Annotated in this window: 22 protein-coding genes; 13 read left to right on the forward strand and 9 right to left on the reverse strand. The window is 62.4% G+C overall.

Annotation, left to right across the window (positions count from 1 at the left end; translation table 11 throughout):
* Positions 1-2: 2 nt before the first annotated feature.
* On the reverse strand, positions 3-281 hold the full coding sequence (locus QZY03_RS07380) for a twin-arginine translocase TatA/TatE family subunit (RefSeq protein ID WP_295579656.1): 279 nt from the start codon (positions 279-281) through the stop codon (positions 3-5).
* Positions 282-368: 87 nt separating this feature from the next.
* On the opposite strand from QZY03_RS07380, the gene trkA reads away from it, so the two are divergent.
* The 5 genes from trkA to rpmE all read left to right on the forward strand — a co-directional run bounded on the left by trkA (position 369) and on the right by rpmE (position 5955).
* Positions 369-1772 carry a Trk system potassium transporter TrkA gene (gene trkA, locus QZY03_RS07385; protein ID WP_295579659.1) on the forward strand — a complete coding sequence of 468 codons (1404 nt, stop codon included), beginning with the start codon at positions 369-371 and terminating at the stop codon, positions 1770-1772.
* Positions 1772-3226, forward strand: a complete 1455-nt coding sequence (locus QZY03_RS07390; protein WP_295579661.1) for a TrkH family potassium uptake protein — start codon at positions 1772-1774, stop codon at positions 3224-3226. Before trkA ends, QZY03_RS07390 begins: the two co-directional genes overlap by 1 nt.
* A gap of 13 nt (positions 3227-3239) precedes the next feature.
* Positions 3240-4325 carry a TRAP transporter substrate-binding protein gene (locus tag QZY03_RS07395; RefSeq protein WP_295579664.1) on the forward strand — a complete coding sequence of 362 codons (1086 nt, stop codon included), beginning with the start codon at positions 3240-3242 and terminating at the stop codon, positions 4323-4325.
* Positions 4322-5515 (forward strand): radical SAM family heme chaperone HemW, encoded by a 1194-nt coding sequence (gene hemW / locus QZY03_RS07400; RefSeq protein ID WP_295579667.1) that lies wholly within the window; start codon positions 4322-4324, stop codon positions 5513-5515. The genes QZY03_RS07395 and hemW overlap by 4 nt, the downstream gene beginning before the upstream one ends.
* Positions 5516-5754: 239 nt before the next feature.
* The gene (gene rpmE / locus QZY03_RS07405) at positions 5755-5955 is read left to right on the forward strand and encodes a 50S ribosomal protein L31 (protein WP_020502836.1); all 201 of its coding nucleotides are present in this window, start codon (positions 5755-5757) and stop codon (positions 5953-5955) included.
* A 217-nt stretch (positions 5956-6172) separates the two neighbouring features.
* On the opposite strand, the gene QZY03_RS07410 is transcribed toward rpmE, so the two are convergent.
* Both QZY03_RS07410 and QZY03_RS07415 read right to left on the reverse strand, forming a co-directional pair.
* On the reverse strand, positions 6173-7159 hold the full coding sequence (locus QZY03_RS07410) for a malate dehydrogenase (RefSeq protein ID WP_295579670.1): 987 nt from the start codon (positions 7157-7159) through the stop codon (positions 6173-6175).
* A 72-nt stretch (positions 7160-7231) separates the two neighbouring features.
* The gene (locus tag QZY03_RS07415) at positions 7232-7846 is read right to left on the reverse strand and encodes a hypothetical protein (protein ID WP_295579672.1); all 615 of its coding nucleotides are present in this window, start codon (positions 7844-7846) and stop codon (positions 7232-7234) included.
* 221 nt (positions 7847-8067) lie between these two features.
* Between QZY03_RS07415 and QZY03_RS07420 the strand changes: the two genes are divergently transcribed.
* From QZY03_RS07420 to aroB, 7 genes are all read left to right on the forward strand, one after another.
* On the forward strand, positions 8068-9141 hold the full coding sequence (locus QZY03_RS07420; RefSeq protein ID WP_295579675.1) for a pilus assembly protein PilM: 1074 nt from the start codon (positions 8068-8070) through the stop codon (positions 9139-9141).
* Positions 9141-9716 carry a PilN domain-containing protein gene (locus tag QZY03_RS07425; RefSeq protein WP_295579677.1) on the forward strand — a complete coding sequence of 192 codons (576 nt, stop codon included), beginning with the start codon at positions 9141-9143 and terminating at the stop codon, positions 9714-9716. The genes QZY03_RS07420 and QZY03_RS07425 overlap by 1 nt, the downstream gene beginning before the upstream one ends.
* A gap of 71 nt (positions 9717-9787) precedes the next feature.
* Positions 9788-10393, forward strand: coding sequence for a type 4a pilus biogenesis protein PilO (locus tag QZY03_RS07430; protein WP_295579679.1), 606 nt, complete (start codon positions 9788-9790; stop codon positions 10391-10393).
* A gap of 113 nt (positions 10394-10506) precedes the next feature.
* Complete coding sequence (locus QZY03_RS07435) at positions 10507-10995, forward strand: pilus assembly protein PilP (RefSeq protein ID WP_295579704.1); 489 nt, start codon at positions 10507-10509, stop codon at positions 10993-10995.
* Positions 10996-11117: 122 nt separating this feature from the next.
* Complete coding sequence (pilQ, locus tag QZY03_RS07440) at positions 11118-13271, forward strand: type IV pilus secretin PilQ (protein ID WP_295612913.1); 2154 nt, start codon at positions 11118-11120, stop codon at positions 13269-13271.
* A gap of 246 nt (positions 13272-13517) precedes the next feature.
* Positions 13518-14042: a shikimate kinase AroK gene (gene aroK / locus QZY03_RS07445; protein WP_026199074.1), complete on the forward strand. Its 525-nt coding sequence runs from the start codon at positions 13518-13520 to the stop codon at positions 14040-14042.
* 201 nt (positions 14043-14243) lie between these two features.
* Positions 14244-15374 (forward strand): 3-dehydroquinate synthase, encoded by a 1131-nt coding sequence (aroB, locus tag QZY03_RS07450; protein WP_295579685.1) that lies wholly within the window; start codon positions 14244-14246, stop codon positions 15372-15374.
* Positions 15375-15626: 252 nt separating this feature from the next.
* Here aroB and QZY03_RS07455 read toward each other — a convergent pair whose 3' ends face one another.
* The 5 genes from QZY03_RS07455 to QZY03_RS07475 all read right to left on the reverse strand — a co-directional run bounded on the left by QZY03_RS07455 (position 15627) and on the right by QZY03_RS07475 (position 22447).
* Positions 15627-17516, reverse strand: coding sequence for a nucleoside-diphosphate sugar epimerase/dehydratase (locus QZY03_RS07455; protein ID WP_295579687.1), 1890 nt, complete (start codon positions 17514-17516; stop codon positions 15627-15629).
* Between the two features lie 429 nt (positions 17517-17945).
* Positions 17946-18899, reverse strand: a complete 954-nt coding sequence (locus QZY03_RS07460; protein ID WP_295579707.1) for an NAD-dependent epimerase/dehydratase family protein — start codon at positions 18897-18899, stop codon at positions 17946-17948.
* Between the two features lie 61 nt (positions 18900-18960).
* Positions 18961-19398, reverse strand: a complete 438-nt coding sequence (locus QZY03_RS07465) for a GtrA family protein (protein ID WP_295579689.1) — start codon at positions 19396-19398, stop codon at positions 18961-18963.
* A gap of 36 nt (positions 19399-19434) precedes the next feature.
* Positions 19435-20469, reverse strand: coding sequence for a glycosyltransferase family 2 protein (locus QZY03_RS07470; RefSeq protein ID WP_295579691.1), 1035 nt, complete (start codon positions 20467-20469; stop codon positions 19435-19437).
* A gap of 55 nt (positions 20470-20524) precedes the next feature.
* Positions 20525-22447, reverse strand: coding sequence for a hypothetical protein (locus QZY03_RS07475; protein ID WP_295579694.1), 1923 nt, complete (start codon positions 22445-22447; stop codon positions 20525-20527).
* A 99-nt stretch (positions 22448-22546) separates the two neighbouring features.
* Here QZY03_RS07475 and QZY03_RS07480 point away from each other — a divergent pair, with 99 nt between their 5' ends.
* The gene (locus QZY03_RS07480) at positions 22547-22810 is read left to right on the forward strand and encodes a hypothetical protein (RefSeq protein ID WP_295579696.1); all 264 of its coding nucleotides are present in this window, start codon (positions 22547-22549) and stop codon (positions 22808-22810) included.
* A 48-nt stretch (positions 22811-22858) separates the two neighbouring features.
* On the opposite strand, the gene QZY03_RS07485 is transcribed toward QZY03_RS07480, so the two are convergent.
* On the reverse strand, positions 22859-23674 hold the full coding sequence (locus QZY03_RS07485; RefSeq protein ID WP_295579698.1) for a class I SAM-dependent methyltransferase: 816 nt from the start codon (positions 23672-23674) through the stop codon (positions 22859-22861).
* Positions 23675-23992 lie beyond the last annotated feature (318 nt).

Genomic DNA, 23992 nt, shown 5'->3' on the forward strand with positions numbered 1-23992 from the left:
GCTCAACGGTCTTGAGTCTGATCCTTCACGGGACCTGCACCGCTGTCGTCATCCCGGCCGCTCGCCAGTGAGCGGCGCAAGTCATGCAGCGCGGAGCCCAGGTCTGAGGCGATTCGGGGTAACTTCTTGGACCCGAACAGGAGCAGCAGAACAACCAGGACAAGAAGTAATTCACCGAAACTGATTCCGGAAAAACCCATCATTTCAACTCCCAAGTAGATAGCTGTTATCACGACGCCGAAGACGGGCAACATGACCAGTATGTGGTTATCCTGCAGCAATCGCCCGAAATCCTCGCGGTCGTTGGCCCGGCACCACACAAGACTGTAGCATGTCGGCGCATCGCACCCCCGTCTCCAAATTCCACTATGAACATTGTCATCCTCGGCGCCGGTCAGGTCGGTTCATCGGTGGCCGAAAGCCTGGTGTCCGAGGCTAACGAGATCACCATCGTCGATGCCGATACGCAGCGCCTGGCGCGTTTGCAGGAACGTCTGGACCTGCGCACGGTCGCCGGCAACGCGGCCCTGCCGTCCATCCTGGAGCGGGCCGGACTGGCGGATGCGGACTTGCTGATCGCCGTCACTCAGAGCGACCAGACCAATCTCTGTGCCTGCCGGACCGCCGCCACCCTGTTTCGCACGCCGACAAAAATCGCCCGTCTGCGCTCTTCGGACTATACCCGTTACCCGCAACTGCTGGAGCCGAAGAACTTCGCGGTGGACTTCAGTATCTGCCCTGAGCAGATCGTCACCGATTATATCGTCAAGCTGATGGAGTTCCCCGAGGCGCTCCAAGTGCTGGAGTTCGCCGACGGGCTGGTGGGTCTGGTCGCCGTGCGCGCCATCCCCGGCGGCTCGCTGGTCGGCCGCCCGGTGTCCGATCTGCGCGAACACATCCCCCATGTGGATGTCCGCATCGCCGCCATTTACCGCCGCGATCAGGCCATCGTTCCGGACGGTGACACGCTGATCGAGGCCGGCGACGAAGTCTTCTTCCTGGCCGCGACCCGCGACAGTCGCCAGATCATCGGCGAACTGCGGCGGCGGGACCGGCCGACCCGGCGCATCCTGATCGCCGGAGGTGGAAACATCGGCGAACGCGTGGCCTTGGCCTCGGAGGGGCGCTATCAGGTCAAGGTGATCGAGGTCAACGAGGCACGCGCCCAATATTTGGGCAGTACCTTGAAGCACTCACTGGTGCTGGCGGGCGATGCCGCGGATGAGAATCTGCTGGACGCCGAGGGCATTGAGGACATGGATTTGTTTCTTGCCCTGACCAACGACGACGAGAACAACATCATGTCCGCGCTGCTCGCCAAGCGGCTGGGCGCGCGCCGGGTGCTGGCGCTGATCAACCGCCGTATTTATGCCGACCTGCTGCAGGCGGACCGCATCGATATCGCCATCTCACCCGCCCAAATCTCCATTGGCTCGCTGCTGGCGCATGTCCGTCGCGGCGATGTGGCTGCAGTGCACAGTCTGCGCCGCGGCGCGGCCGAGGCCCTGGAACTGGTAGTCCATGGCGACATCGCCACCTGCAAAGTGGTCGGGCGGCGGATCGAGCAATTGGATCTGCCCCACGGGGTGACCGTGGGTGCCATCGTCCGCGGGCCTGAGCCGGGACCGGGGGAGTCCGACCGCCGTCAGGTGCTGATCGCTCATCACGACACCATGATCGAGTCCGGCGACCATGTGATCCTGTTCCTGATCAGCAAAGAACTGGTGCCCAAGGTAGAACGCTATTTCCAGGTCGGACTGGGCTTCTTCTGATGCGCTCCCTGCTGTCCGTTACTAATGTTCTAGGGCGTCTGCTGCTGGTCGTCAGCCTGACCTATCTACTGCCCATCGCCTGTGCGCTGATTTACGCGGATGGAACCCTGCTGACCTTCGTATTCAGCATGGCTGCCTGTATCCTGACCGGCCTGCTGCTGATAGCGGTCACCCGGCGGCACCGCGTCGATCTCAAAGCGCGTGACGGGTTCATCCTGGTCGCCATGGCCTGGACACTGACTGCCGCCGTCGCGACCATACCCTTGATAATACACTCCCAGCTCTCGTTTACCGACGCCTTCTTCGAGACCATGTCGGGACTCACCACGACTGGGGCAACGGTGATGGCGACTCTGGACATCACCGCACCATCGATCAACCTGTGGCGTCACGCCCTGTGCTGGCTGGGGGGCATGGGGATCATCGTCCTGGCGGTCGCCATTTTGCCCCTGTTGGGGGTCGGTGGTATGCAGTTGATGCGCGCGGAGGTCCCGGGCCCGATCAAGGACACTAAACTGACCGCGCGTGTCGGCGACACCGCGACCATTCTGTGGACTGTCTATCTGGGCATCACGATCGCCTGTCTCCTGGCACTCAAATTGGTGGGTATGGATTGGTTCAACGCGATCTGTCACGCTTTTTCGATCTTGAGCCTGGCCGGCTTCTCGACCCGCGACGCGAGTGTCGGTGCTTTCAACTCACCGGCGATCGAAGCAGTGATGATCTTCTTTATGGTCGTGGCCGCCCTCAACTTCGCCACCCATTACACCGTCTGGCGCTCGCGCAGTTTGCGCGCCTATTGGCACGACGCGGAGGCCAAGGGGGTGCTCGGGGTTCTCTTGCTGAGTTGCATCGGCTGCGCCGGATATCTGTGGATGGTCGACACCTACGAAAACTATTGGACAGCACTGCGCCACGTCAGTTTCAATTTGGTTTCAATCGCCACGGACTGCGGGGTCGTCAGCGTCGACTATGCCCAATGGCCTATTTTCGTTCCCTTCTGGATGCTGTTCTTGTCATCGGTGACCGCCAGCTCCGGGTCCACCGGCGGTGGTATCAAGATGATTCGCACCTTGATCCTGATACGTCAGTCTTCGCGCGAGCTTTCCCGCATGATCCACCCCAATTTGGTCGCGCCGATCACCATCGGCGGGATGCTGATCCCAAATAGCGTAGTGTTCGCGGTCCTGGGCTTCATCTTCCTCTATTTCATGAGCATCGTCGTACTGACCTTCCTGCTCATCTTCGGCGGACTCGACTTCATCTCGGCCTTCACCGCCGTGATCGCCTGCATCAACAACGCCGGTCCCGGCCTCGGCCAGGTCGGCCCGGCCACCAACTACGGCAGCCTGACCGACTATGAGATTTGGGTTCTGAGCTTCACCATGCTCCTCGGGCGGCTCGAAGTCTTCTCGCTGCTGATTTTGTTTACACCCCAGTTCTGGCGGAAATAGGCTGAAGCACAGCATGCGACGTCGGCAATTCATCAGGGGCGTCGGGGCCGGCTCACTCGCCCTCGGCGCGGCCGGCGGGGGCCTGCGGGCGGCCCAGGCCCGGTCCGGGCACCGGTGGCGGATGGCGACGACCTGGCCCAAGAACTTCCCGGGCCTGGGGACCGGTGCCAACCAACTGGCGGCCCTGATCGGCGCGATGAGCGGCGGGCGGGTTCAGGTTCAGGTTTATGGGGCCGGCGAGCTGGTCCCGGCGACCGAGGTCTTCGCCGCGGTCGGCCGCGGCACGGTCGAGATGGGGCACGGCTGCGCGTCCTTCTGGCCGGGTAAGGGCGCGGCCGTGCCATTCTTCTCCAGCATCCCTTTCGGCATGACCGCGCAGGAGGTCAACGCCTGGCTCTATCATGGCGGCGGACAGGCGTTGTGGGACGAGGCCTATGCGTCGTTCGGGTTGGTCCCAGCCGCCGCGGGCAATACCGGGGTCAACATGGGCGGCTGGTTCAACAAGGAGATTCGGTCGGCCGCGGACCTGTCGGGCCTCAAGCTCGGCCTGTCGGGTCTGGGCGGCGAGGTCCTCGCACGCGCCGGCGGGACCCCCATCAAGCTGCCGCCCGATGCATTGCTCACGGCGCTGCAATCCGGGGTCATCGACGGGGCCGTGTGGGTGGGTCCTTACGCGGATCAGGCCCTCGGCCTGTACGCGGTCGCCAAGTATTATTATTACCCTGGTTGGCATGAACCGGGCACCGTCGTCGAGGCCCTGATCAACACGCAGGCGCTCGAGGCACTACCCGCGGACCTGCGCGCCATCGTCCTGAACGCTTGTAAAGTGGCCAATCAGGACATGCTGGCCGAATTCACGGCACGCAATCCGGCGGCACTGAGCACCGTCGTCACCAAGCACCAGGTCGAACTGCGGCGCTTTCCGGATGACGTGATCTGCACGCTGCATACGCGTGCCGACGAGGTGATCGCGGGGCTGGCGCAGCAGGACGCGTTCGCGGCGAAGGTCCACGCCTCCTATAAGAAGTGTCTCGCCCAGGCCAAGGCGTGGAGCGATATCAGCGCGTTCGCCTACCTGCAAGCGCGCGATCAGGCATGACCGCGGGCCGACGTACAGTCTCGGCCGGGGATGATGCGCCCCGGTTGCTGCAGGCGCCGCCGCTCGGACTCTATGTTCACCTGCCCTGGTGCCTGCGCAAGTGCCCCTATTGCGACTTCAACTCACACGCAGTGGATGCCGAGCCGCCCTTCGCCGACTATGTGGCGCGGCTGCTGGTCGATCTGGAGCAGACATTGCGCGACCGCGCGGCACGGCGCCCGTTGCTGAGCATCTTCATCGGCGGCGGTACGCCCAGTCTGTTTCCGGGGACCGCGATCCAGGCGCTGCTGGATGGCGTGCGTGAGTTGACGACCCTGACGGCGGATTGCGAGATCACCCTGGAGGCCAATCCAGGCGCCGCGGATGCCGCGCGTTTCGCTGCCTATCGGCGCGCCGGTGTCAACCGGCTCTCGATCGGGGTCCAGAGCCTGGATGACACCATGCTGGCCCGACTCGGGCGCATCCATGATCCGGCGGCCGCGCGCGCCGCGGTCAGTGCGGCCCGGACCGCCGGCTTCGATCATCTGAACCTGGATCTGATGTTCGCGCTGCCGGATCAGACTCCGGCTGGCGCGCGGGCGGATCTGGATGCGGCGCTGGCGCTGGAACCGGAGCAGGTGTCCTATTACCAGCTCACGCTGGAGCCCAACACCCCCATGCAGGCCGCGCCACCGGTGCTTCCGGACGCGGATCTGGTCGCGGATCTGGCCGCCGCCGGGGGTGAACAACTGCACGAGGCCGGGTATCGGCAATACGAGGTTTCGGCCCATGCCCGGCCGGGGCGGGCGTGTCGGCACAACCTGAACTATTGGCGTTTCGGCGACTATCTCGGGATCGGCGCTGGAGCCCACGGCAAGCTGACCGACGCCGCCGCGGGCCGCATTTGCCGCACCGCCAAGCGCCGCCACCCGCGGGTTTACCTCGCCGCCGCCGCGCATGACCTGATCAGCAGCAGGCGGCAACTGGGCAATGAGGATCGGATCAGCGAGTTCGCGCTCAATGCCTGTCGCCTGACCCAGGGGTTCGAGCGGGGCTTGTTCGAGTCCACCACCGGGCTGCCCTGGTCGCGGATCGCGGCGGTCGTGGCTGCCGCCGTCGCGGACGGACTCCTGCGGATGAGCGGTGATCACCTGGCGCCGACCGCCCTTGGCCGGGACTTCGGCGACGACCTGGTGTCACGCTTCCTGTAGGCGTCCAGCGCGATCGTCGGATGTAGGGGCGGGTTTTAACCCGCCCCTCGGCCTGCTGCGAGGGTGTGATCGGAAGTGATGTAGTTTGTTTGGGCCAGGCCTCTCGGTAGGATGGGCATCGCTCTCGCTCTGCCCATCCTACGCGCTGTGAAACCCAAGTTGCGATCAGCGGCTAACGATGATATCGTGCCGCGTTTCCTAGAGTTTAAGTGAGCCCGCACTGGGCGCAAAAGGGCATCATGAAAGAAGGAATCCACCCGAAATACGCCGACGTCAAGGTCGCCTGCAGTTGCGGCAACGAGTTCGCAACCCGCTCCACGCTGGGCAAAGACATGCACGTCGAAGTTTGTTCCGCCTGCCACCCGTTCTACACCGGCAAGCAGAAGATCGTCGATACCGCTGGTCGTGTCGACAAGTTCCGCCGCAAGTACGCGCGCTGATCCTCCCGCGGCGCGCACTCGCGCGCCTCCCAGGCGGCCACTGCGGAAAAATTCATTCGAGATGCTAGTCAACCTGGCATCTCTTGTACTGTATCCGCTCGATATCATCGCCTCGGGCGCCGATTTCGTTATCTAGAGCGACGGGCCTGCGGAGCCTCTCATGTGCCACCGCGCTTGGGGCTCTCCTTAGCCCCAGCCGATCGGTGGTGGCCCGTCGCTACAGCATATGCTTGATCGCCTCTGCCTCGTCGGTCAGTTCCTTGAGCGTGATATTGATCTTCTCGCGACTGTAGGCGTCGATTTCCAGGCCTTCGATGAGCTTGAAGGATCCGCCCTTGCACTCGCAGGGTTGGCCGAACACGATCCCCGCCGGAATGCCGTAAGCTCCATGCGACGGAATGCCCATGGTGACCCAGCCATCGGCGCCGAGGATCCAATCGTGCACGTGGTCGATGGCGGCATTGGCCGCGGACGCGGCGGAGGACAGGCCGCGGGCTTCGATGATGGCGGCGCCGCGCTTGCCGACGGTCGGCAGGAAGACGTCGTTATACCAGGTCTGATCGTTGATCAGGTCCTTGACGCTCTCGCCGTTGGACGTGGTGAAGCGGTAGTCGGCAAACATCGTCGGTGAATGATTGCCCCACACCACCAGTTGCTTCAGGGACGATACGTCACGGCCGATCTTGGCGGCGAGCTGCGACAGGGCGCGGTTGTGATCCAGGCGCAGCATGGCATGGTAGTTGTCGGGGTTGGTGCGGCCGACCTTTTTGGCCGCCGAAGCGGCGATCAATGCATTGGTATTGCAGGGGTTGCCGACCACCAGCACCCGCACGTCTTCCTTGGCGTTTTCGGCAATCGCCTTGCCCTGCACGGTGAAGATGGCGCCGTTGGCGCTCAGCAGATCGGCGCGCTCCATGCCCTTGGTGCGTGGCCGGGCGCCCACCAGCAGGCAGACGTCGGCATCCTTGAAGGCCACATTGGGGTCATCGGTGGCCGTCATGCCGGCCAGCAGCGGGAAAGCGCAGTCGTCCAGTTCCATCATCACGCCCTGCGCGGCCTGCTGCGCCTGCGGCAGGTCGAGCAACTGCAGGATGACCGGCTGGTCTTTGCCGAGCATTTCGCCGGAGGCGATGCGAAACAGCAGGCTATAAGCGATCTGGCCAGCGGCGCCGGAAACGGCAACGCGCATGGGGGCTTTAGACATAGGTCACTCCGGTGGTCAGCAGTGTGGTTAAGGTTGTTCGATGGGGGTTGATCATTGCACCCGAAACGCTATTCACTTTATGAGTTTTGTCAATCCTGTCGATTGCCTTGGCGCGTCGCCGTCGTCTGCGTTGAGCAAGCGCTCCAGTTCCGCGATGTCGGCCCCCCGCTCGGGGCGCTCGGTCACCGGATCGAGCGGCGGGTTGCGTTGCGCGGCGCGCGGCAGCACAATCAGCTCGATCGGCGTGGTTCCGGCCACGAACCGAAACACCGGGTGGGCACGGCGCTCGCCCCCACCATAACGAAACAGATGTTCGTGCTGTTGCCAGGGAATGCGCTGCTCCATGAGCGCGAACACTAGGTCCTCCGAACAGTCCGCGTGCAGACAGAGTTGCACCCCCGCGTCCACCTGGCCGGATCCCCGCAGGACTGGACCAACGAGGCGCGGACTGAAGGAGCGGAAGGTACGCATCGCCTGGAGCGCGTCGGAGCGCAACCGCAGGACATCACGCGCATGAGCATCGCCCTGAAAAAGTCTGCGTTGGGTCAGCAGCGCATCCGCAATCGCCTCCTTGGTCGGCCAACCGCGGCGATCAAGCACGCCGGTGCGTTCGGCGGCCTTGCGGCGTGCCCGATCGAAGTCCGCTTCCCCCTGTTCGACCATGATGCGGGCGGCCTCGTAGGCCATCCGCTCACGCGACGCTTGCGATCGGTCTCGTCCCGCCATCCGGCACCTCGACTGACTCAGACTGGGTTCACCGCGCCGCCATGCACCCGCATGCGCCTGCTCACCGCGCCCGGTGCCGACAGCGGCGACACCACGACGGCGCAGTTTGATATATTTCGCGGGAAATCCCGTCATTCTGATGTAGGCTTTACGCGCGCACCGCCAGCTTAACAGAGAATCCTATGTTCGGTCTCCGACCTAAGAGCAAGGCCCTGCTGGGCATCGACATCAGCTCGACCGCGATCAAGCTGATCGAGCTGTCGCACAGCGTTGGGTCGACCACGGCCCTCTATCGGGTCGAGACCTTCGCCATCGAGCCGCTGCCGAACAACGCGGTGGTGGAAAAAAAGATCGCCGATGCCGACGCGGTCGGCCAGTGCATCCAGCGGGCCGTGATGCGCTCCGGCACCAAAACCAAGCGGGCCGCGGTCGCGGTCTCGGGCTCAGCCGTCATCACCAAGGTGATTTCGATGTCCGCCGCGCTGTCCGAAGCGGAGATGGAAACACAAATTCAGTTGGAAGCGGATCAGTACATCCCCTATCCCCTGGAGGAGGTCAACATCGATTTTGACGTACTGGGACGTTCTCAGGCGAGTGCGGACATGGTCGACGTCCTGCTGGCCGCCTCCCGCCGCGAGAATGTGGACGATCGCGTGAACGCCCTCGAGACCGCGGGTCTGATTGCCGCCGTGGTCGATGTGGAGGCTTACGCCATCGAGAACGCCTGCGCCCTGATCATGGGTGAGCATGGCGACGAACGCGCCGAGCAGACGGTCGCCATCGCCGATGTGGGCGCTTCGACAACCACACTGCATGTGCTCCACGATGGGCAAGTCGTCTACACCCGCGAGCAGAACTTCGGCGGCCAACAGTTGACCGACGAGGTGCAGCGCCGCTACGGCCTGCCGCGCGATCAGGCTACCCAGAAGATACTCGACGGCGATGTCGCCGAGAATTACGACACGGAGGTCCTGGGTCCGTTCAAAGAGGCCCTGGCGCAGCAAATCGGTCGGGCGCTCCAGTTCTTCTACTCGGGGACCACCTTCAGCCGGGTCGATCAGATCATCCTGGCCGGCGGGGCCGCCGGCATCCGCAAAATCGATGAACTGGTCGAAGAGCGACTGGGACTGCGGACCATCGTGGCGAATCCCTTCACCCAAATGACACTCTCGCCCCGGATCAAGGCACAGGAACTCATGCGTGAGGCGCCAGGCATGATGGTTGCGGTCGGTTTGGCCCTGCGAGGATTCGACTGATGGCACGCATCAATCTACTTCCCTGGCGCGAGGCCGAACGGCGGCGGCGGCGCCGCGACTTCGCCATCCTTGGTGGCGTGAGCCTGGGGCTGGCGCTGGTCGTCGCCGCGGCGGTGCATTTTCAGGTCGAGGCCTGGATCGGCGCCCAACAAGCGAGAAATCAATTCCTCGACGAACAGATCAGCCAACTCAATCGCCAGATCAAAGAGATCCAGACCTTGGAGGAGACCAAGGCCAATCTCCTGGCGCGCATGAATATCATCCAGCAACTGCAACAGAGTCGCCCGGAGGTCGTCAGGCTGTTTGACGAACTGGTCAATGCCATGCCCGAAGGGGTCTTTCTGACCCGGATGGAACAGACCGGCCGCAGTGTCGTGCTCGAGGGCCGGGCCCAATCGAATGCGCGTGTCTCCGCCTTCATGCGCAGCGTCGAGGGATCCGCCTGGATCGGTAACCCGCGCCTCCTGCTGATCGAGAACAAGGACAAGACCGGCACCGGCCTCAGTCATTTCCGCTTGTCATTCGACCAGATACAACCGGGAGTCGCGGCCGGCGACGCGGCGAGCCCGACGTGACGTCCTGACCCCGACGATCCGCCAGTCACGACGCAACCAGGCAAGACTCAACCGACTCACCAGAATCCCTCATGGACCTGCGCGACCTCAACGAACTCGACCTGAATAACATCGGCGAATGGCCGTCGGCGATCAAGGCGCTCGTGATCCTGATCGGCTGCATCGCCATCGGCGGGGCGGTTTACTATCTGGACACGCAGAACCAGCTCTTGCGCCTGGACCAGGAGCGCGCCAAGGAACTGGAGCTGCGCCAGACCTTCGAAACCAAGCAACGCAAGGCCGCCAATCTCGATGCCTATCGGCAGCAGCTCGAAGAGATGAAAGAATCCTTCGGCGCCATGCTGCGCCAACTGCCGGACAAGACCGAGGTTGCCGCGCTGCTGGTCGATGTCTCGCAGACCGGGCTGGCCGCGGGGCTGGAGTTCGAGCTGTTCCAACCCGAGGGAGAGCAATCGAAGGACTTCTACGCGGAACTGCCGATCAACATCCGGGTCACCGGCCGTTATCACGAGTTCGGCCGCTTCATCAGCGGTCTCGCCGCCCTGCCGCGGATCGTGACCATCCATGACGTGAAGATTTCCAATCCTGGGGGCGAGCGGGGGGCAGCGGACGCTAAGCTGCTGCTGCAGGCCCAAGTCAAGACCTATCGGTACCTGGACGAGGCGGCGACCAAATGACAGCGCCTGTACACTTTCCGCGGCGGGTTCTCGCGGTGCTCCCGACCGCGGGCGGTGCCCGCTCCCGCGGGTTCCGGCGTGTCCGGCTTCTGCGGCTGCTCGTTCCCGTGCTATTGTCGGTGCTGTTCGCGGGCTGTGGCGGGGCGGACAAGAGTGACTTGGAGGAGTATGTCCAGAAGGTCAAGGCGCGTGATCCGGGTCCGATCGAGCCGCTCCCGGACATCAAGCAGATCAACACCTTCGTCTATGAGCCCGCCGAGCGTCGGGACCCCTTCGTGGTCGACGTGCGCGGCGGCGATCTGCCGGCCGCCGCGCCGGGCAACAGCCTTGCGCCTGACCCGCTGCGGCGCAAGGAAGAACTGGAGGGGTTCGCACTCGACGCCTTGCGGATGGTGGGCACCCTGGAACAGAACCAGACCCGGTGGGGGCTGATCCGCGGACCCAATGGTATTCTGCACCGCGTGCGCGTCGGCAACTACCTGGGGATGAACAATGGTCAGATTATCAACATCAGCGACGAAGCGATCCAATTGACCGAGATCGTGTCGGAAGGCCCCGGCGAATGGCGTGAGCGCCAAGCGACGGTCCAGCTCAGCCAGTAACCCTTGGAGGGCAAGCCGCGATGAACAGCCCAGGTCCCGTGAACGCGTGCCGGCGGCCTCGCCATGGACGACCCTACCTGGTCAGCCGGGTCGGATGGCCGGCTTGGCTGCTATTGGCCATGATGGTCATGATCACCGCGGCTCCGGCATGGGCGGTCGACCTGCGTACCGTCGAATTTGCCGCACTCCCCGGCAACCGGGTCGAGATCCAACTGGACTTCTCCGGGCCGGTCAGCGCGCCCCAGACCTTCGCGACCGAGAATCCGGCGCGCATCGCGCTGGATTTCGAAGGCGTCACCAGTAAACTCGACCGCAAAGCCATCCCGATCGGTGTTGGCGCAGTGCACAGCCTGGTGGCGGTGGAGGCCAGCAATCGCACGCGCGTCGTGGTCAATCTGAACGACTCGGTCCCCTACGAGGTCAGCGCCAACGGCAATAAGGTCACCCTGAAAATCAATACCCAGGGCGGTGACGTGGCGCCCCCGCCGCCGCCGGCCGCGGCGGTGCCCGGGGTACCGGACACGGCTCCGCCGCGACCGGCTGCCGGTTCGCGGCGCGCGGCGGCGAGCTCGGTGCCGTCGCCCGCGCGCTCCGCGGGGGCCGGCGGCGCGGTGCGTGACATCGATTTTCGGCGCGGCGACGGCGGCGAAGGACGCGTGATCATCAAACTCCCCAGTGCGCAGACCCGGGTAGCCGTGCGCGAACAGGCCAAGCATGTCTTCATCGACATCTATGACAGCACGCTCCCGCAGCGTTTATTTCGGCGTCTGGATGTAACCGACTTCGCCACCCCGGTGATCGCGGTGGAGGCGAAGCCGGACGGCCGCAACGTTCTGATCGATATCCAGACCGGCACCGATTTTGACTATCTGGCCTATCAGACTGATGACTTGTTCACCCTGGAGTTTCGCTCCCTGACGCCGGCCGAAAAAGAGCAGCTCGAGAAACAGAAAGTGGTCTACACCGGCGATCGGCTGTCGCTCAACTTCCAGGATATCGAGGTCCGCGCCGTCCTGCAGTTGCTTGCCGATTTCACCGGCCTCAATCTGGTTGCGAGCGATACAGTGCGCGGTAACATCACGCTACGCCTCAAGAACGTTCCCTGGGATCAGGCGCTGGATATCATCCTCAGGTCCAAAGGACTGGCCATGCGGCAGACCGGCAACGTCATCATGGTCGCTCCGAGCCAGGAGTTGGCGGCCCAGGAAAAGCTGGAGCTGGAGTCGCAGAAGCAGATCGAGGAACTCGCCCCGCTGCGATCTGAATTTATTCAAGTCAACTACGCCAAGGCCGCGGAACTCTCGGCTATGCTCAAGTCCGAGGGCAGCAACATGCTCTCCGAGCGCGGCAAGGTGTCGGTGGATGCCCGCACCAACACGCTCCTGGTTCAGGACACCACGGCCAAGCTTGAGGATATCCGCAAGATCGTCGGGCGTCTTGATGTCCCTGTCCGTCAGGTGATGATCGAGTCGCGCATCGTGATTGCCAACAACGATTTCTCTCGCGATCTGGGCGTGCGTTTCGGCTACACCCGTTGGCAGGAAAGCCTTAGAAAGAAGAGTTTCAATGAGGTGTCAGGCGGCATTCCCGGCGAATGGGACGGCACCGCATCCGTCCACAACGCGCGCGATCCCGCGGTGGCTGGTGTGGGGACCATGATGAGTCCCGCCGACACGGTTCCGCTGCTGGTGAGCCTGCCTGCCGTGGACCCGTCCGGAGCCATCAATTTGCTGATCGGCAAAGTCGGATCTTACCTGCTCCAACTGGAGCTCTCGGCCATGCAGCGCGAAGGCCGCGGCGAGATCATTTCCAGTCCCCGGGTCATCACCTCCGATGCCAAGCAGGCAACGATCAAGGTCGGTCAGGAGATTCCCTATCAGGAAAACGCGGGCGGCGGCGGCGGCGCCACCACCACCTCGTTCAAGGAAGCCCTGCTGCAATTGGACGTCACGCCGCAGATCACTCCGGACGATCGCATCATCATGGATCTGAAAGTCAACAAAGATAACCCGGACTTCTCGCGCGAGGTGCTCGGTGTACCCCCGATCGATACCCGTTCGGTGGAGACGACGGTCCTGGTCGACAATGGTGAGACCGTGGTCTTGGGCGGGGTCTACGAACGGAATAAGACCTTCAACAAGGAGCAGGTGCCCTGGCTTGGTGACGTCCCGGTGCTCGGGCGGCTCTTCAAGCGAGAGGCGCGGCAGGACAACAACACCGAACTCCTGATCTTCGTAACCCCAAAAATCCTGCGGGGAGACATGGTTCGCAATTGACCGGAACAATCGCCATGGGGGTGACTGTCCCGGTCAAACGAGAATCACTGCTGTGATCGTTGCTGCCGTCGGGGTCGCGACGCAGGATCTGGCGTAAATATTGCTTTAAGCAGGCGTTCACAACGCTCGCTACAGGGCCGGATGGCCGGCGACGACACCGGCGCGGCCGTGGCGCAGGCTTCCTGAATCGCCCGGCATTGCGCTTAAGCCTTGCCCATCGGGTCAAAATCTGGCATATGTGTAGAGATGATACGAGCGCAGAACATTTTCCTCGTGGGCCCCATGGGGGCCGGCAAAAGTACCGTTGGTCGACAACTCGCGGAATCCTTGTCTTACACCTTCAAGGACAGCGATCATGAGATCCAGCGGCGCACCGGCGTGGATATCTCGACCATCTTCGAATACGAGGGTGAGGAGGGGTTCCGCGCTCGAGAGCGCCAGGTGATCGAGGATCTGGTGGCGGAGGAGCGCATCGTGCTTGCCACCGGCGGCGGTGCCGTGCTCAACGCCGATACCCGGCAGAGCCTGGCCGCCCGCGGCGTGGTGATCTACCTGCACTGCACCCCGGAGCAACAGCACAGCCGGACCTCCCGCGACCGCGGTCGACCGCTGCTGCAAACCGATGATCCGCTGGAGCGGCTGCGTGAACTGATGGAAGAGCGCGACCCGCTGTATCGGCAGGTCGCGGACCTGGTCGTCTCCACCGAAAAACGCGGCACCGCCTCGGTCGTCAAAGAGATCCGCCGCCGACTCGAGTCGGAAGAGACGTAGAGCCGGCGGGTGCCGCGCCTCATCCCCCTGTGGGAGCGGCCTCCGGCCGCGACGGGGCCGCAGGATATCCAACATCGGCTCTCACCACAACGGCGCATCGCGGCCAGAGGCCGCTCCCACGGCGGGCTTTTTTAGCCGCTAAAGCGCATTCAGCCGCGCTATCCGCCGCCCTGAGTTGGCAGTTACGACAAACGAACCACCATGACAACCCTGACCGTCTCGCTCGGCGCGCGCAGCTATCCCATTTATATCGGTACCGGACTGATCGCCGATCCCGACCACTACCGCCCGCATATCCAGGGCGGTCAAGTGATGGTTGTGACCAACGAGACGGTCGCACCGCTCTATCTGGAGGCCGCGTGCGCCGCCTTGACCGGGTTGCGCGTCAGCACCCTGATCCTGCCCGACGGCGAGGTCTACAAGACGCAGGACGCGCTGAACCGCATCTATGATGCCCTTTTGGCCGAGCGTTTCAGTCGCGACTGTACCCTGATTGCCCTGGGCGGCGGCGTGATCGGCGACATGGCCGGCTTCGCCGCCGCCAGCTACCAGCGCGGGGTCGCCTTTATTCAGATCCCGACTACTCTGCTTGCTCAGGTCGACTCCTCGGTCGGTGGCAAGACCGGCATCAATCACCCGTTGGGTAAGAACATGATCGGGGCCTTCCACCAGCCCCGGGCCGTCATCGCGGACACCGCCACGCTGAACACCTTGTCCGACCGCGAGCTCTCGGCTGGCCTGGCGGAAGTGATCAAGTACGGGCTGATTCGTGACCCCGATTTTTTCGACTGGCTCGACACACATCTCATGGCTCTGCGTGACCGGGATCCGGACACCCTGGCAGAGGCGATTCGCCGCTCCTGCGAGAACAAGGCGCAGGTGGTGGCCGCGGATGAACTGGAAAACGGTGAGCGCGCGCTGCTGAATCTGGGCCATACCTTCGGGCATGCCATCGAGACCGGCACCGGCTACGGCAACTGGCTCCACGGCGAGGCGGTCGGTGTCGGCATGTGCATGGCCGCGGACCTGTCCGCACGTCTGGGCTGGCTGAGCGCCGCGGCGCTGCAAAGCACGCGCAACCTGATCGGGCGCGCCGGCCTTCCAATCGCGCCGCCGCCCGATCTCCCGGCCCAGCGTTTCCTAGAGCTCATGGCTGTGGACAAGAAGGTCCTCGACGGTCGTCTGCGTCTGGTGCTGCTGCGCGCGATCGGCGCCGCGGTCGTCACCGATCAGTTCGATCCGGCCTTGTTGCGGGCAACCCTTGGCGCGAGCGGGCCAGTCACCGACGCCGCTTTCGGAATCGTTCACGAATTGGCGAAACCAGTCCTTTAGGGTGATGCCTTTGGCGTCCCGGTCGTTGTCGTTGTTTAACCTATTTCTTACTCGTTACTGTTAGGCGATTTCCGAAGAACTTCGTGATTATAGTTCCGGCCGCGACCCGGACCAGTTCCGAGATTTCTTGACACGATTAACAAGATTTACAAGATTGAGAATAGATAAAATCTTGTAAATCTTGTTAATCCTGTCTAAGTGTATTGGCTTCGCGCTCGCCGTGCTGTTCGGAACCGCCCCCGAGTCGGTAGATTATTTCCCGGAAATTACCTTATCTCTGCCGGGTTCCCCAATCGGTGCCTGATCCTGCGGTTGCCAATCCGGTACCACGCGCGCGAGCACCCGCAGGCTGGGTTCGTCGTCGCGCGCGAACAGCGCCTCACGCAGGTCGTCCAGTGCCGCCTGCAGCAGCGACGGGCTGGGATCGGTGTCCTGCCGGACGACATGGATGCGTGGATGCGGGGTATCGGCAAAGCCCTCCGAGGCGTAGAACAATTCCTCGAATAATTTCTCTCCAGGGCGCAGGCCGATGTACTTGATCGCAATATCGCGGCCCGGTTCGCGGCCCGACAGGCGGATCATCTGCTCTGCCAGATAGCGGATCTTCACCGGCTCACCCATGTCGAGTACGAAGATCTCCCCGCCGGCACCAATCACCGCCGCTTGCATGATCAACTGGCAGGCTTCCGGGATGGTCATAAAGAAGCGTTCGATCTCCGGGTGGGTCACCGTCACCGGGCCACCCCGCTCGATCTGCTGCTGGAACCGCGGCACCACGCTCCCCGCCGACCCCAGCACATTGCCGAACCGCACGGTCATGAACCGACAGGCGGAGCGCTGATTCAAGTCCCGGCAGATCAGCTCCGCAAATCGCTTGCAGGCCCCCATGACGTTGGACGGGTTCACCGCCTTGTCGGTCGAGATCAACACGAAACGCTCGCAACCCCAGGTATCCGCCGCCGCCGCCATGATCTGCGTGCCGATGACATTGTTGTGCAATGCCGCCTGGACCTGGTCCTCCAGTAAGGGCACATGCTTGTAGGCCGCCGCATGAAAGACGATGTCCGGGCGCGTCCGCTCGAATACCAACGCGACCGCGGCGGCATTGGTCACGTTGACCAGGTACCGGCTCAGCAGCGGCGGATCGGGGCGGTCCAGCAAGTCCATCTCGATGCTGTAGAGGTTGTACTCGCTGTGATCGAGCAAGATCAGCCGCCGCGGATTGCAGCGCTTGATCTGTCGGCACAGCTCCGAGCCGATCGAGCCCCCGGCCCCGCTGACCAACACGACCCGCTCCGTCAGTCCGGCGCTGATGCCGTCCCAATCCAGGGTCACCGGGTTGCGCCCGAGCAGATCTTCGATGGAGACCGGCCGCAGATGGTTGACCGCCACCTGTCCGGCCATCAGTTCCCGGATCTGCGGTACGGTCCGGAATGGCCGCTCGGCCGCTTCACACAGATCGACCAAACGCCGCATTTCGCTCATCGACGCGCTTGGCGTCGCCAGCAGGATCACGTCGATCCCGTAGATCTCGACCACCGCCGGAATCTCGCGCGTAGTCCCGCGAATCGGTACCCCATGCACTACGCCACCCAGTCGACGCGGTTTGTCGTCCACGAAGGCCACCGGCACATAGCCGACATTGCGGTCCCGTAACAGGTCCCGTACCAGCATCTCTCCGGCCCGCCCCGCGCCGACGATCAACACCCGCTTCCCGTCGTGGAAATCCAGCCGCCGATCCTTGAGCCAGCGGTACAGCAGCCGCGGCCCCGCCAGCAGTAAAAACTGAAAGATCACGAACAGGACCGGCATCGACCGCGGGATATAGGCCATCCGGTTCAACACGAACAGCAGGAACAGCAGCAGCGTCGTCCCGACCAGCACGGCCAGTGCGATGCGCACCAGATCGTGCATCGACGCGTAGCGCCACACCCCGCGGTACAGACCAAAGGCCCAGTACACCGGTACCAGGACCAGCACGACCAGCGGCAACATCCGCACCGCCTGGTCGATGAACTCGGGTGGTACCGTGCTGAGATTGAAGCGCAGCCAGTAGGTCAATGCCCAGGCCGCCGGGATCATCAGCAAATCATGCAGAAAGACCAGCACCCGCGAGCGCGAACGCTGGAACCAATACCGCATCAAGGCGCGACTCCTGCGCGTGTCGACATCCGGGGAAACTTTTTCCATTACAGGTAAGGGACCAGTTCAGCGGGCGGCACGGGCGGAGTCTTGAGCCCAGGCAACCTGGTATCAGTCAATCAGAGGGTGCGGCGTGCAGTGATCGCCGCCATGCAGGATCGCCGATAACCGCTCGGCCCGCACACACCACCGGGCCGCTTGGCGTTTCGGAAGCAGATAATTGTAGCCGGTTTCGTCATGGTCTTTCTCCGTCAGGTTCAGCGGATATATCGACGAACACAAGCGCGCCGTCGACAGCGGGCAGTGGCCGGCCTGCCATGACGACAGCACCGTCGCCGCGCCAGGGTTCGGATGCGGCCAATGTCGCGCCCCGGCCTTGATCCCCGGCCCGGCACTCGCCGCCGTTGGGTTTCCGGAGTTTGTCCTTGACTAAACAACAGGCCGAGTGGAAGCCACAATCTCCGCCATGCTTTCGCCAAGATGCCGATAAGGCGCGAACCCTAATTCCCGACAGATTTGTCCGCCGTCATAGAGCGCCGACCCGATGAGTTTGTCGAGCACAGCGGAGTCGAATACGAAACGGCGGCCACGCATCCGCCCCAGCGCATCCCCGCCCAGCGCGGCCACGCGCAGTAGGCCAGGCGGAAGTGTCCAGCCCGGTACCCGGCGCCCCAGGGACGCCAAAATGAACTCATAGATTTGCCGTGTGCTATACGGCGTTCCATCGGTGACGACATAGGTTTGGCCCCGTGCGCGAGGGTCGAGAGTGCAGCGCAGCGCGGCTTCTACGAGGTCGTCGCGATGAACCATGGACCGCGCATTCCCCAGGTCCGGCAGTGGCGGAAACCAACCGGCCCGCACGGCTCGAATGAGTAGCTCAAGATAGCCCTTGGGGTTCGGGCCGTAGACCAGGGACGGGCGCAAGACCACCGGGTGCGGCACCGCCCCGCTTGCCAGCACTGCGTCTTCGGCCGCGCGCTTCGAGCGTCCATAAGGGGACAGGCATGCTGGCTCGAAACCAGGGTTGCTGCCGGGGCCGTCGCCTTTTCCGATAGCCTTGACGCTGCTGAAGTAGACGAACCCGCGTACCCCCTGAGCGCGTGACGCCGCGAGCAAGTCAAGCGTACTCTGGCAATTTGCCAGTCGGTATTCTTCGTCGGCGCCGGATCCCTGCGCCAACGCATGGGCCTTGCCTGCCAGGTGGAAAACGCAGTCCACGTCCGCGAGTGTCTTCAGGGGCACTGGTTCCCGGCCGAGATCAACCAAGACAGACGCATCCCAAGGCCCCGGCATAGGCCGACGCATGATCGCGCGGACATGCCAGCCGGCGACCTTGAGGCGTCGGCACAGACTTGGGCCAATAAACCCCGAGGCTCCGCTCACTAAGGCAACGTTGGTCAAAGAACCTCCAAGATGCAACAACCGTGGTCGACGATGCAATGAGTCAGGCCGATTCCGACCGCTTTCTCACGCCGCCGAAGACCCACAGCCGCATACCGATAAAGTTGACGATTAGCGCCAGCACGGAGGCTACCGCCAGTGGTATCACAGGGTAATCTCGCAGCATGGGCCAAACCATAATCTGGCCTGCGAATAGGGCCAGATTCACCGCCGCACCACCGCTTTGCACGAGAAGATACTGCGCCAGTTCGGTCGCGGTCGTGGCCCGGGATCGTACCGCTGCCTTAGCGGTGAAGACAAAGGCCCGATTCAGCGCCCAGGTCGCCAGCACCGCCCCTGCAAAGGAAAAGAGACGAGCGATATAAATATTGAGGGCCACGCCCTGCGCAAGCAGAGTCAATATCCCGGCATCGATTACAAAACCCGTCGCGCCGACGAGCGTAAAGCGACCTAAGGCGCGAAACTCAGACGGTGTCAACATGACCTCGCGCCGTATCCCAAGCGCCGGGTGCGCACCTTACTCGGCATCATACCCGACCGACTTCAACTGCAGGTAGGCCAGTCGCTTCAGTTCCCGCCGACCTTGCGTCACAGTATTCAGGATGAGTCCGCTCGCAAGCGACAAAGCGGACAACACCATCAGTCCAACGATCAGAAACGCGGTCGGAAAGCGCGGTACCAACCCGGTCTCCCAATAGGTTTGAAGCAGCGGGACGGCCAGCAGGAGACCCAACAGCGCGAAAATTCCAGCAACCGTTGCGAAGAAGCCAAACGGACGCTCGGCCTTCAACAGACGCGCGATCGTGAGCAAAATTCGCGCACCGTCTGAATAGGTATTCAGCTTGCTCGTCGATCCGGGCGGGCGCTCCTTGTAGGCGGTTGGTACCTCGTCCACCGGCAGATTCAATTCAAGGGCGTGTACTGTCAGTTCGGTCTCGATCTCAAAGCCCTGCGCCAGCGCCGGAAAGCTCTTGACGAATCGCCGGCTGAAGACCCGGTAACCAGACAGCATGTCGTTAAAGCGATGCCCGAACATCGCCCCGACCAGTGACGTCAGCATCCAGTTGCCGAAGCGGTGTCCGGTGCGATAGGCGTCCCCTGAGGTGGTCGCCCGCGCCGCGTTCACCATGTCCAAACGTTCCCGCAGCAAGCGTTCGATCAGTCGCGGCGCGGCGCCGGCGTCGTAGGTGTCATCGCCGTCCACTAAGACATAGACGTCAGCCTCGACGTCTGCAAACATGCGCTGGACGACGTGTCCTTTGCCCTGCAACGGTTGCTTGCGAACCGTTGCGCCGGCTGACCGGGCGTTCGCCGCACTGTCGTCGTTTGAGTTATTATCGTATACGTAAACAGTCGCCTGCGGCAGCGCCGACTGAAAATCCCGCACCACCGCGGCGATCGTGGTCGCCTCGTTGTAACAAGGAACCAGAACGGCGATCCGCATGTGATCGTTGGCCATTGCGTTCGTCATTGCTTCAGATCTATCCGACGGACTTAGGTGTTTCAGTATTGTATCTGTAATAAGATCAAGGGTGTTGGTTATTCCTTCCACCGCTCAACCGGCCGCGCCGCGACCTTGCGGGCAGCGACGGATGCCACAACGCCGGTCAGGGTGCCGGCGGCAGCGCTGAAGGTGGCTTGGGGAGTCGCCGCCAGTCCGACCGTCGACCGCGCCCCCAGTCGACTGCCCGAGTGAGTCCGTAAACGGCGAGTGCCAAAGAAAAGCACAAGGTCGATGCCAGCATGACCACATAGAGCGGGAAGGTCACGGTGATATAGCGTTCGATATCAAAGGTGTGAACCAGGGCCACGATCGGTGCGGTCGACAGCCAGAAACCGATGCTGACCAGCGCCGCCCAGGCCCGCGTCATCAGCAGTCGGGGCATCGTCCGACGCCCGAAAAAGCAGAGCGTTGACCCAATGAGCGTAAGTGCGACCAAGGGTATGTGAGCAGTGGTCATCCGCTTGGCAAGATCGTTGCAAAGTGTGTCCAGTGGGAGCGGATGAGGAAGTGCGTGCCCCCGGATTCGGCTGCTCCGTTCTTCGACCAGTCGCTGGACCAGCGCCAAGTCGGGCGCAAAGGTTCCCGGCAACCACGCGTGCTGTTCGTGACGATAACAGTCGTCCGCTGACCGATCGAGCAGAAAGCGCTTGAACTGTCGCAAGACCCGTCGCGCGTACAGCCCAGGCGCATCAGCGATACTTGCTGTCAGCAACTGACGATAGGTGCGCACCACGTCGTCGCTGGTCAGGCCGAAGTAGCGACGCTCCAATGCGATGCGTCGTATTGCGAGCGTATACATGCACCGGTCGCCATTGAATCCCAGGAGCGGCCAGCTCTCATCTTCTTGTACATCCTTGAGGAACTGCGCCACATCGCGCGCCGCGGTGTCGCCCAGCAGTTGCCGGGCTCGGGAATCCGGAGTCTCCAGCGCCTGGCCTATGATATCCGCATTATTACAAAATACCGTGGTTGGCCCAAACAGTCGCGCTGATGCGTCATGGTATTGCTGCGCCAGGTAGCGATCCCCGACGACGACGGCGGCTGGTAAGGCGATCATGGCCCCCCAGGTCGCGATCAAAATGGTTTTTTGAAACCGCATCCGCTGTTGCCACAAGCCCCAGGTCGCCAAGAGCAATGTCAATCCGGCCAGCGCCAACAGCGCGGGCTTCATACCAACGATCGCCGCGGCGCAGAGTCCGGCGCCAAGCGCACACGCTGCCAGGTTTGCGCGTTTCAGTCGATGGTCGAGCATGAGTTTGAGGGAGAGCCACAGGGCCGCGAGTGCCGCAATGGACGATAAGATCTCCGGTGCGACATAGAAAACCGAGGCAAGGTAAAGGGCGGAAAGCGAAAAATAGACGACCACGGCGGCTGCCGCAATCAGATGACTCATCGCGCGATTGAACGCTGTGCGTGAGTGATCGAGTGAGCGGGCCGCGAGCTGTCCCGGCAGCAGGACGATCGCATAGATCAGCGGAGCACCGAGCAGATAGGCGGCAATGTGCAATGCAATGAGGTGATCGAGGGTGCCGCCTGACCAGATCGCAGCAAAGGCAATCGCCGGATAGACAAACGGCCGCACGAGGTGGCCCCAGTCTCCTGCAAACAGCGCCGTCGCTGCCGGTGCCAGGTATGTGGAACTGTCGGGCTGTAAGTCAACCAGCCGCCAGGCGCCCCAGAGCGAATGTGCGACAAGTGCAGTGACCAGCACGGCGGTACCTAGACTGAGCAGGATCAGAAAGTGGAAAAATTGATGTGAGGTGAGGAGGGTCAGCAATTGCCGCCGCTTGTGCAAGACGATCAGGAGTGCGCAGAGTAATGCAAGTCCCTGCAACCAGGGTGCGATATTCTGAGTGATACGATAGCTGTACCTGTGGACTCCCGACGCGGGTGATATGCCATCGGTCGAGGAGAACAGCAGGAGTCGTTTCCAGTGAGAATACCGGCCGCTTCCCAGGCTTCTGATCTCATCATGCCCGGCATGCGCCTTGGGCAGCGGACGCCCGTCTTCAAGGAGTTCCAGCACTGAGCCGTTCGGCGAATCCAAATCATCGCCACGCGTCGGAGAAAAAAGACTGAACCCCGATTCCTTAGGCAGCCGGAGAATATAGGCGAAACCTTGATCATGTGTAATAGCGCCGGGATCTATGCTGGCAGTCTTCTCGGGCGCGGTGAGTTGCAACGCGATGGCCAAGAGTACCACCAGTGCCGCTGGCCGGAAGAGCAGCCGGGCCGCTCTTCTCGCAATGAAAACAAGCGAAAAAAAGGTTTGGCCGGCTTGGGTCTTTCTATCGCGACCAAACAAAGCGGTAAACAGTGTGTTGTTCATCCTGAAATCAATGGGATAGCAGGGCTGGAGAAAATGCTGATGTGCGGCGCAAGTCTCTAAGAACTGCTATCAGAGTCTTGGCGCTGCCGGTCGTGACAGCGGTCGCTGTTAGCGGTGCAACAGCAGCACGACAAGTACGATCCTGCTGTAAAGCGATGCCACCAGCGAAAATTGGATCAAGGGATGGCGGCGACCGCCGATTGTCCATAGATAGGGGGCGAGAATCGTCTCGGTGAAGTGATGACGTGCCGTCCTGACCAGCGACTTGACGGGCACATAGTTGACGCCGGTGCGGCTGTATTGAAGATTGGCATTGACGACTTCGGCAACGGTCATTCCGCGTTGGAATTGATTGCGGATACCAAGCATTGCCCACAGGCGGTACCAGATCGGGTTCGTGATCGCGCCGCCGAGCGGAACGAACGTATGCGGCTCAATCAGGCTGTAACGTGGTGGGAACGTGTGAATCGCGATCCCGCCGGGTTTCAGAACCCGTGCGATTTCTCTTAGCGCGAGATCATGATTCTGGACATGCTCGAAGACGGAATTCGAAAAAACGAAATCGAAGGTTTGGTCCTCGAAGTCCAGCCGGTAATCCGTTGCATTGACTTGGTAGTCGGGTATGTGTGCTGGTCTGCCGGTCAAGGAAAAGCGAAAAAAATCCGTATCGGTCGGGTTGCGCCGTTCGACGTAGTCAGCAATATCAAAGCCGTAAGCATCGAACCCGCAATCGCGGTAATCGTAGACGGCGCGCCCGCTTCCACAGCCGAAATCCAGGACGCGTGCGCCGGGTCGCAGGTAGATTCCCGCTGCCGCCAGCATCAGTCGGTGGAGATACACCAGGTTGCATCCAACCAGGTGGTCCGGCAGTCGTTCAATCGCCGCTCGCTGAGCACTCAATATTGCGTACTCGATGTTGCGCACTCAAGAAAAATCAACGTGCACCAGTTGCCTCCATGGCCCGCGCGTTCGGGTCTCGGGTCGTGGTGTTGCGCGCATTCGCCAGGGTGTCCGCAGCCGTGCACCTGATAGGGGCTTCGGAAAGAAGCTAACGTGCATAGCATATCATGATCTCAATCCGGAACTGGTGCTGGTGCTGATCAGCAATTCCAAATTTGGGCGGCACCGCGCGACCTCTGGTGGATGCGGCGCGCGCGACCGCCGTGCCGAGTCCCTGAGACCGAGCGGCGCGCCTTATCCACCCTACAACGGAGCTGGTTTTGTAGGGTGGATAAGCGCAGC

The organism is uncultured Lamprocystis sp., assembly GCF_903933125.1.
Lineage (GTDB): Bacteria > Pseudomonadota > Gammaproteobacteria > Chromatiales > Chromatiaceae > Thiodictyon.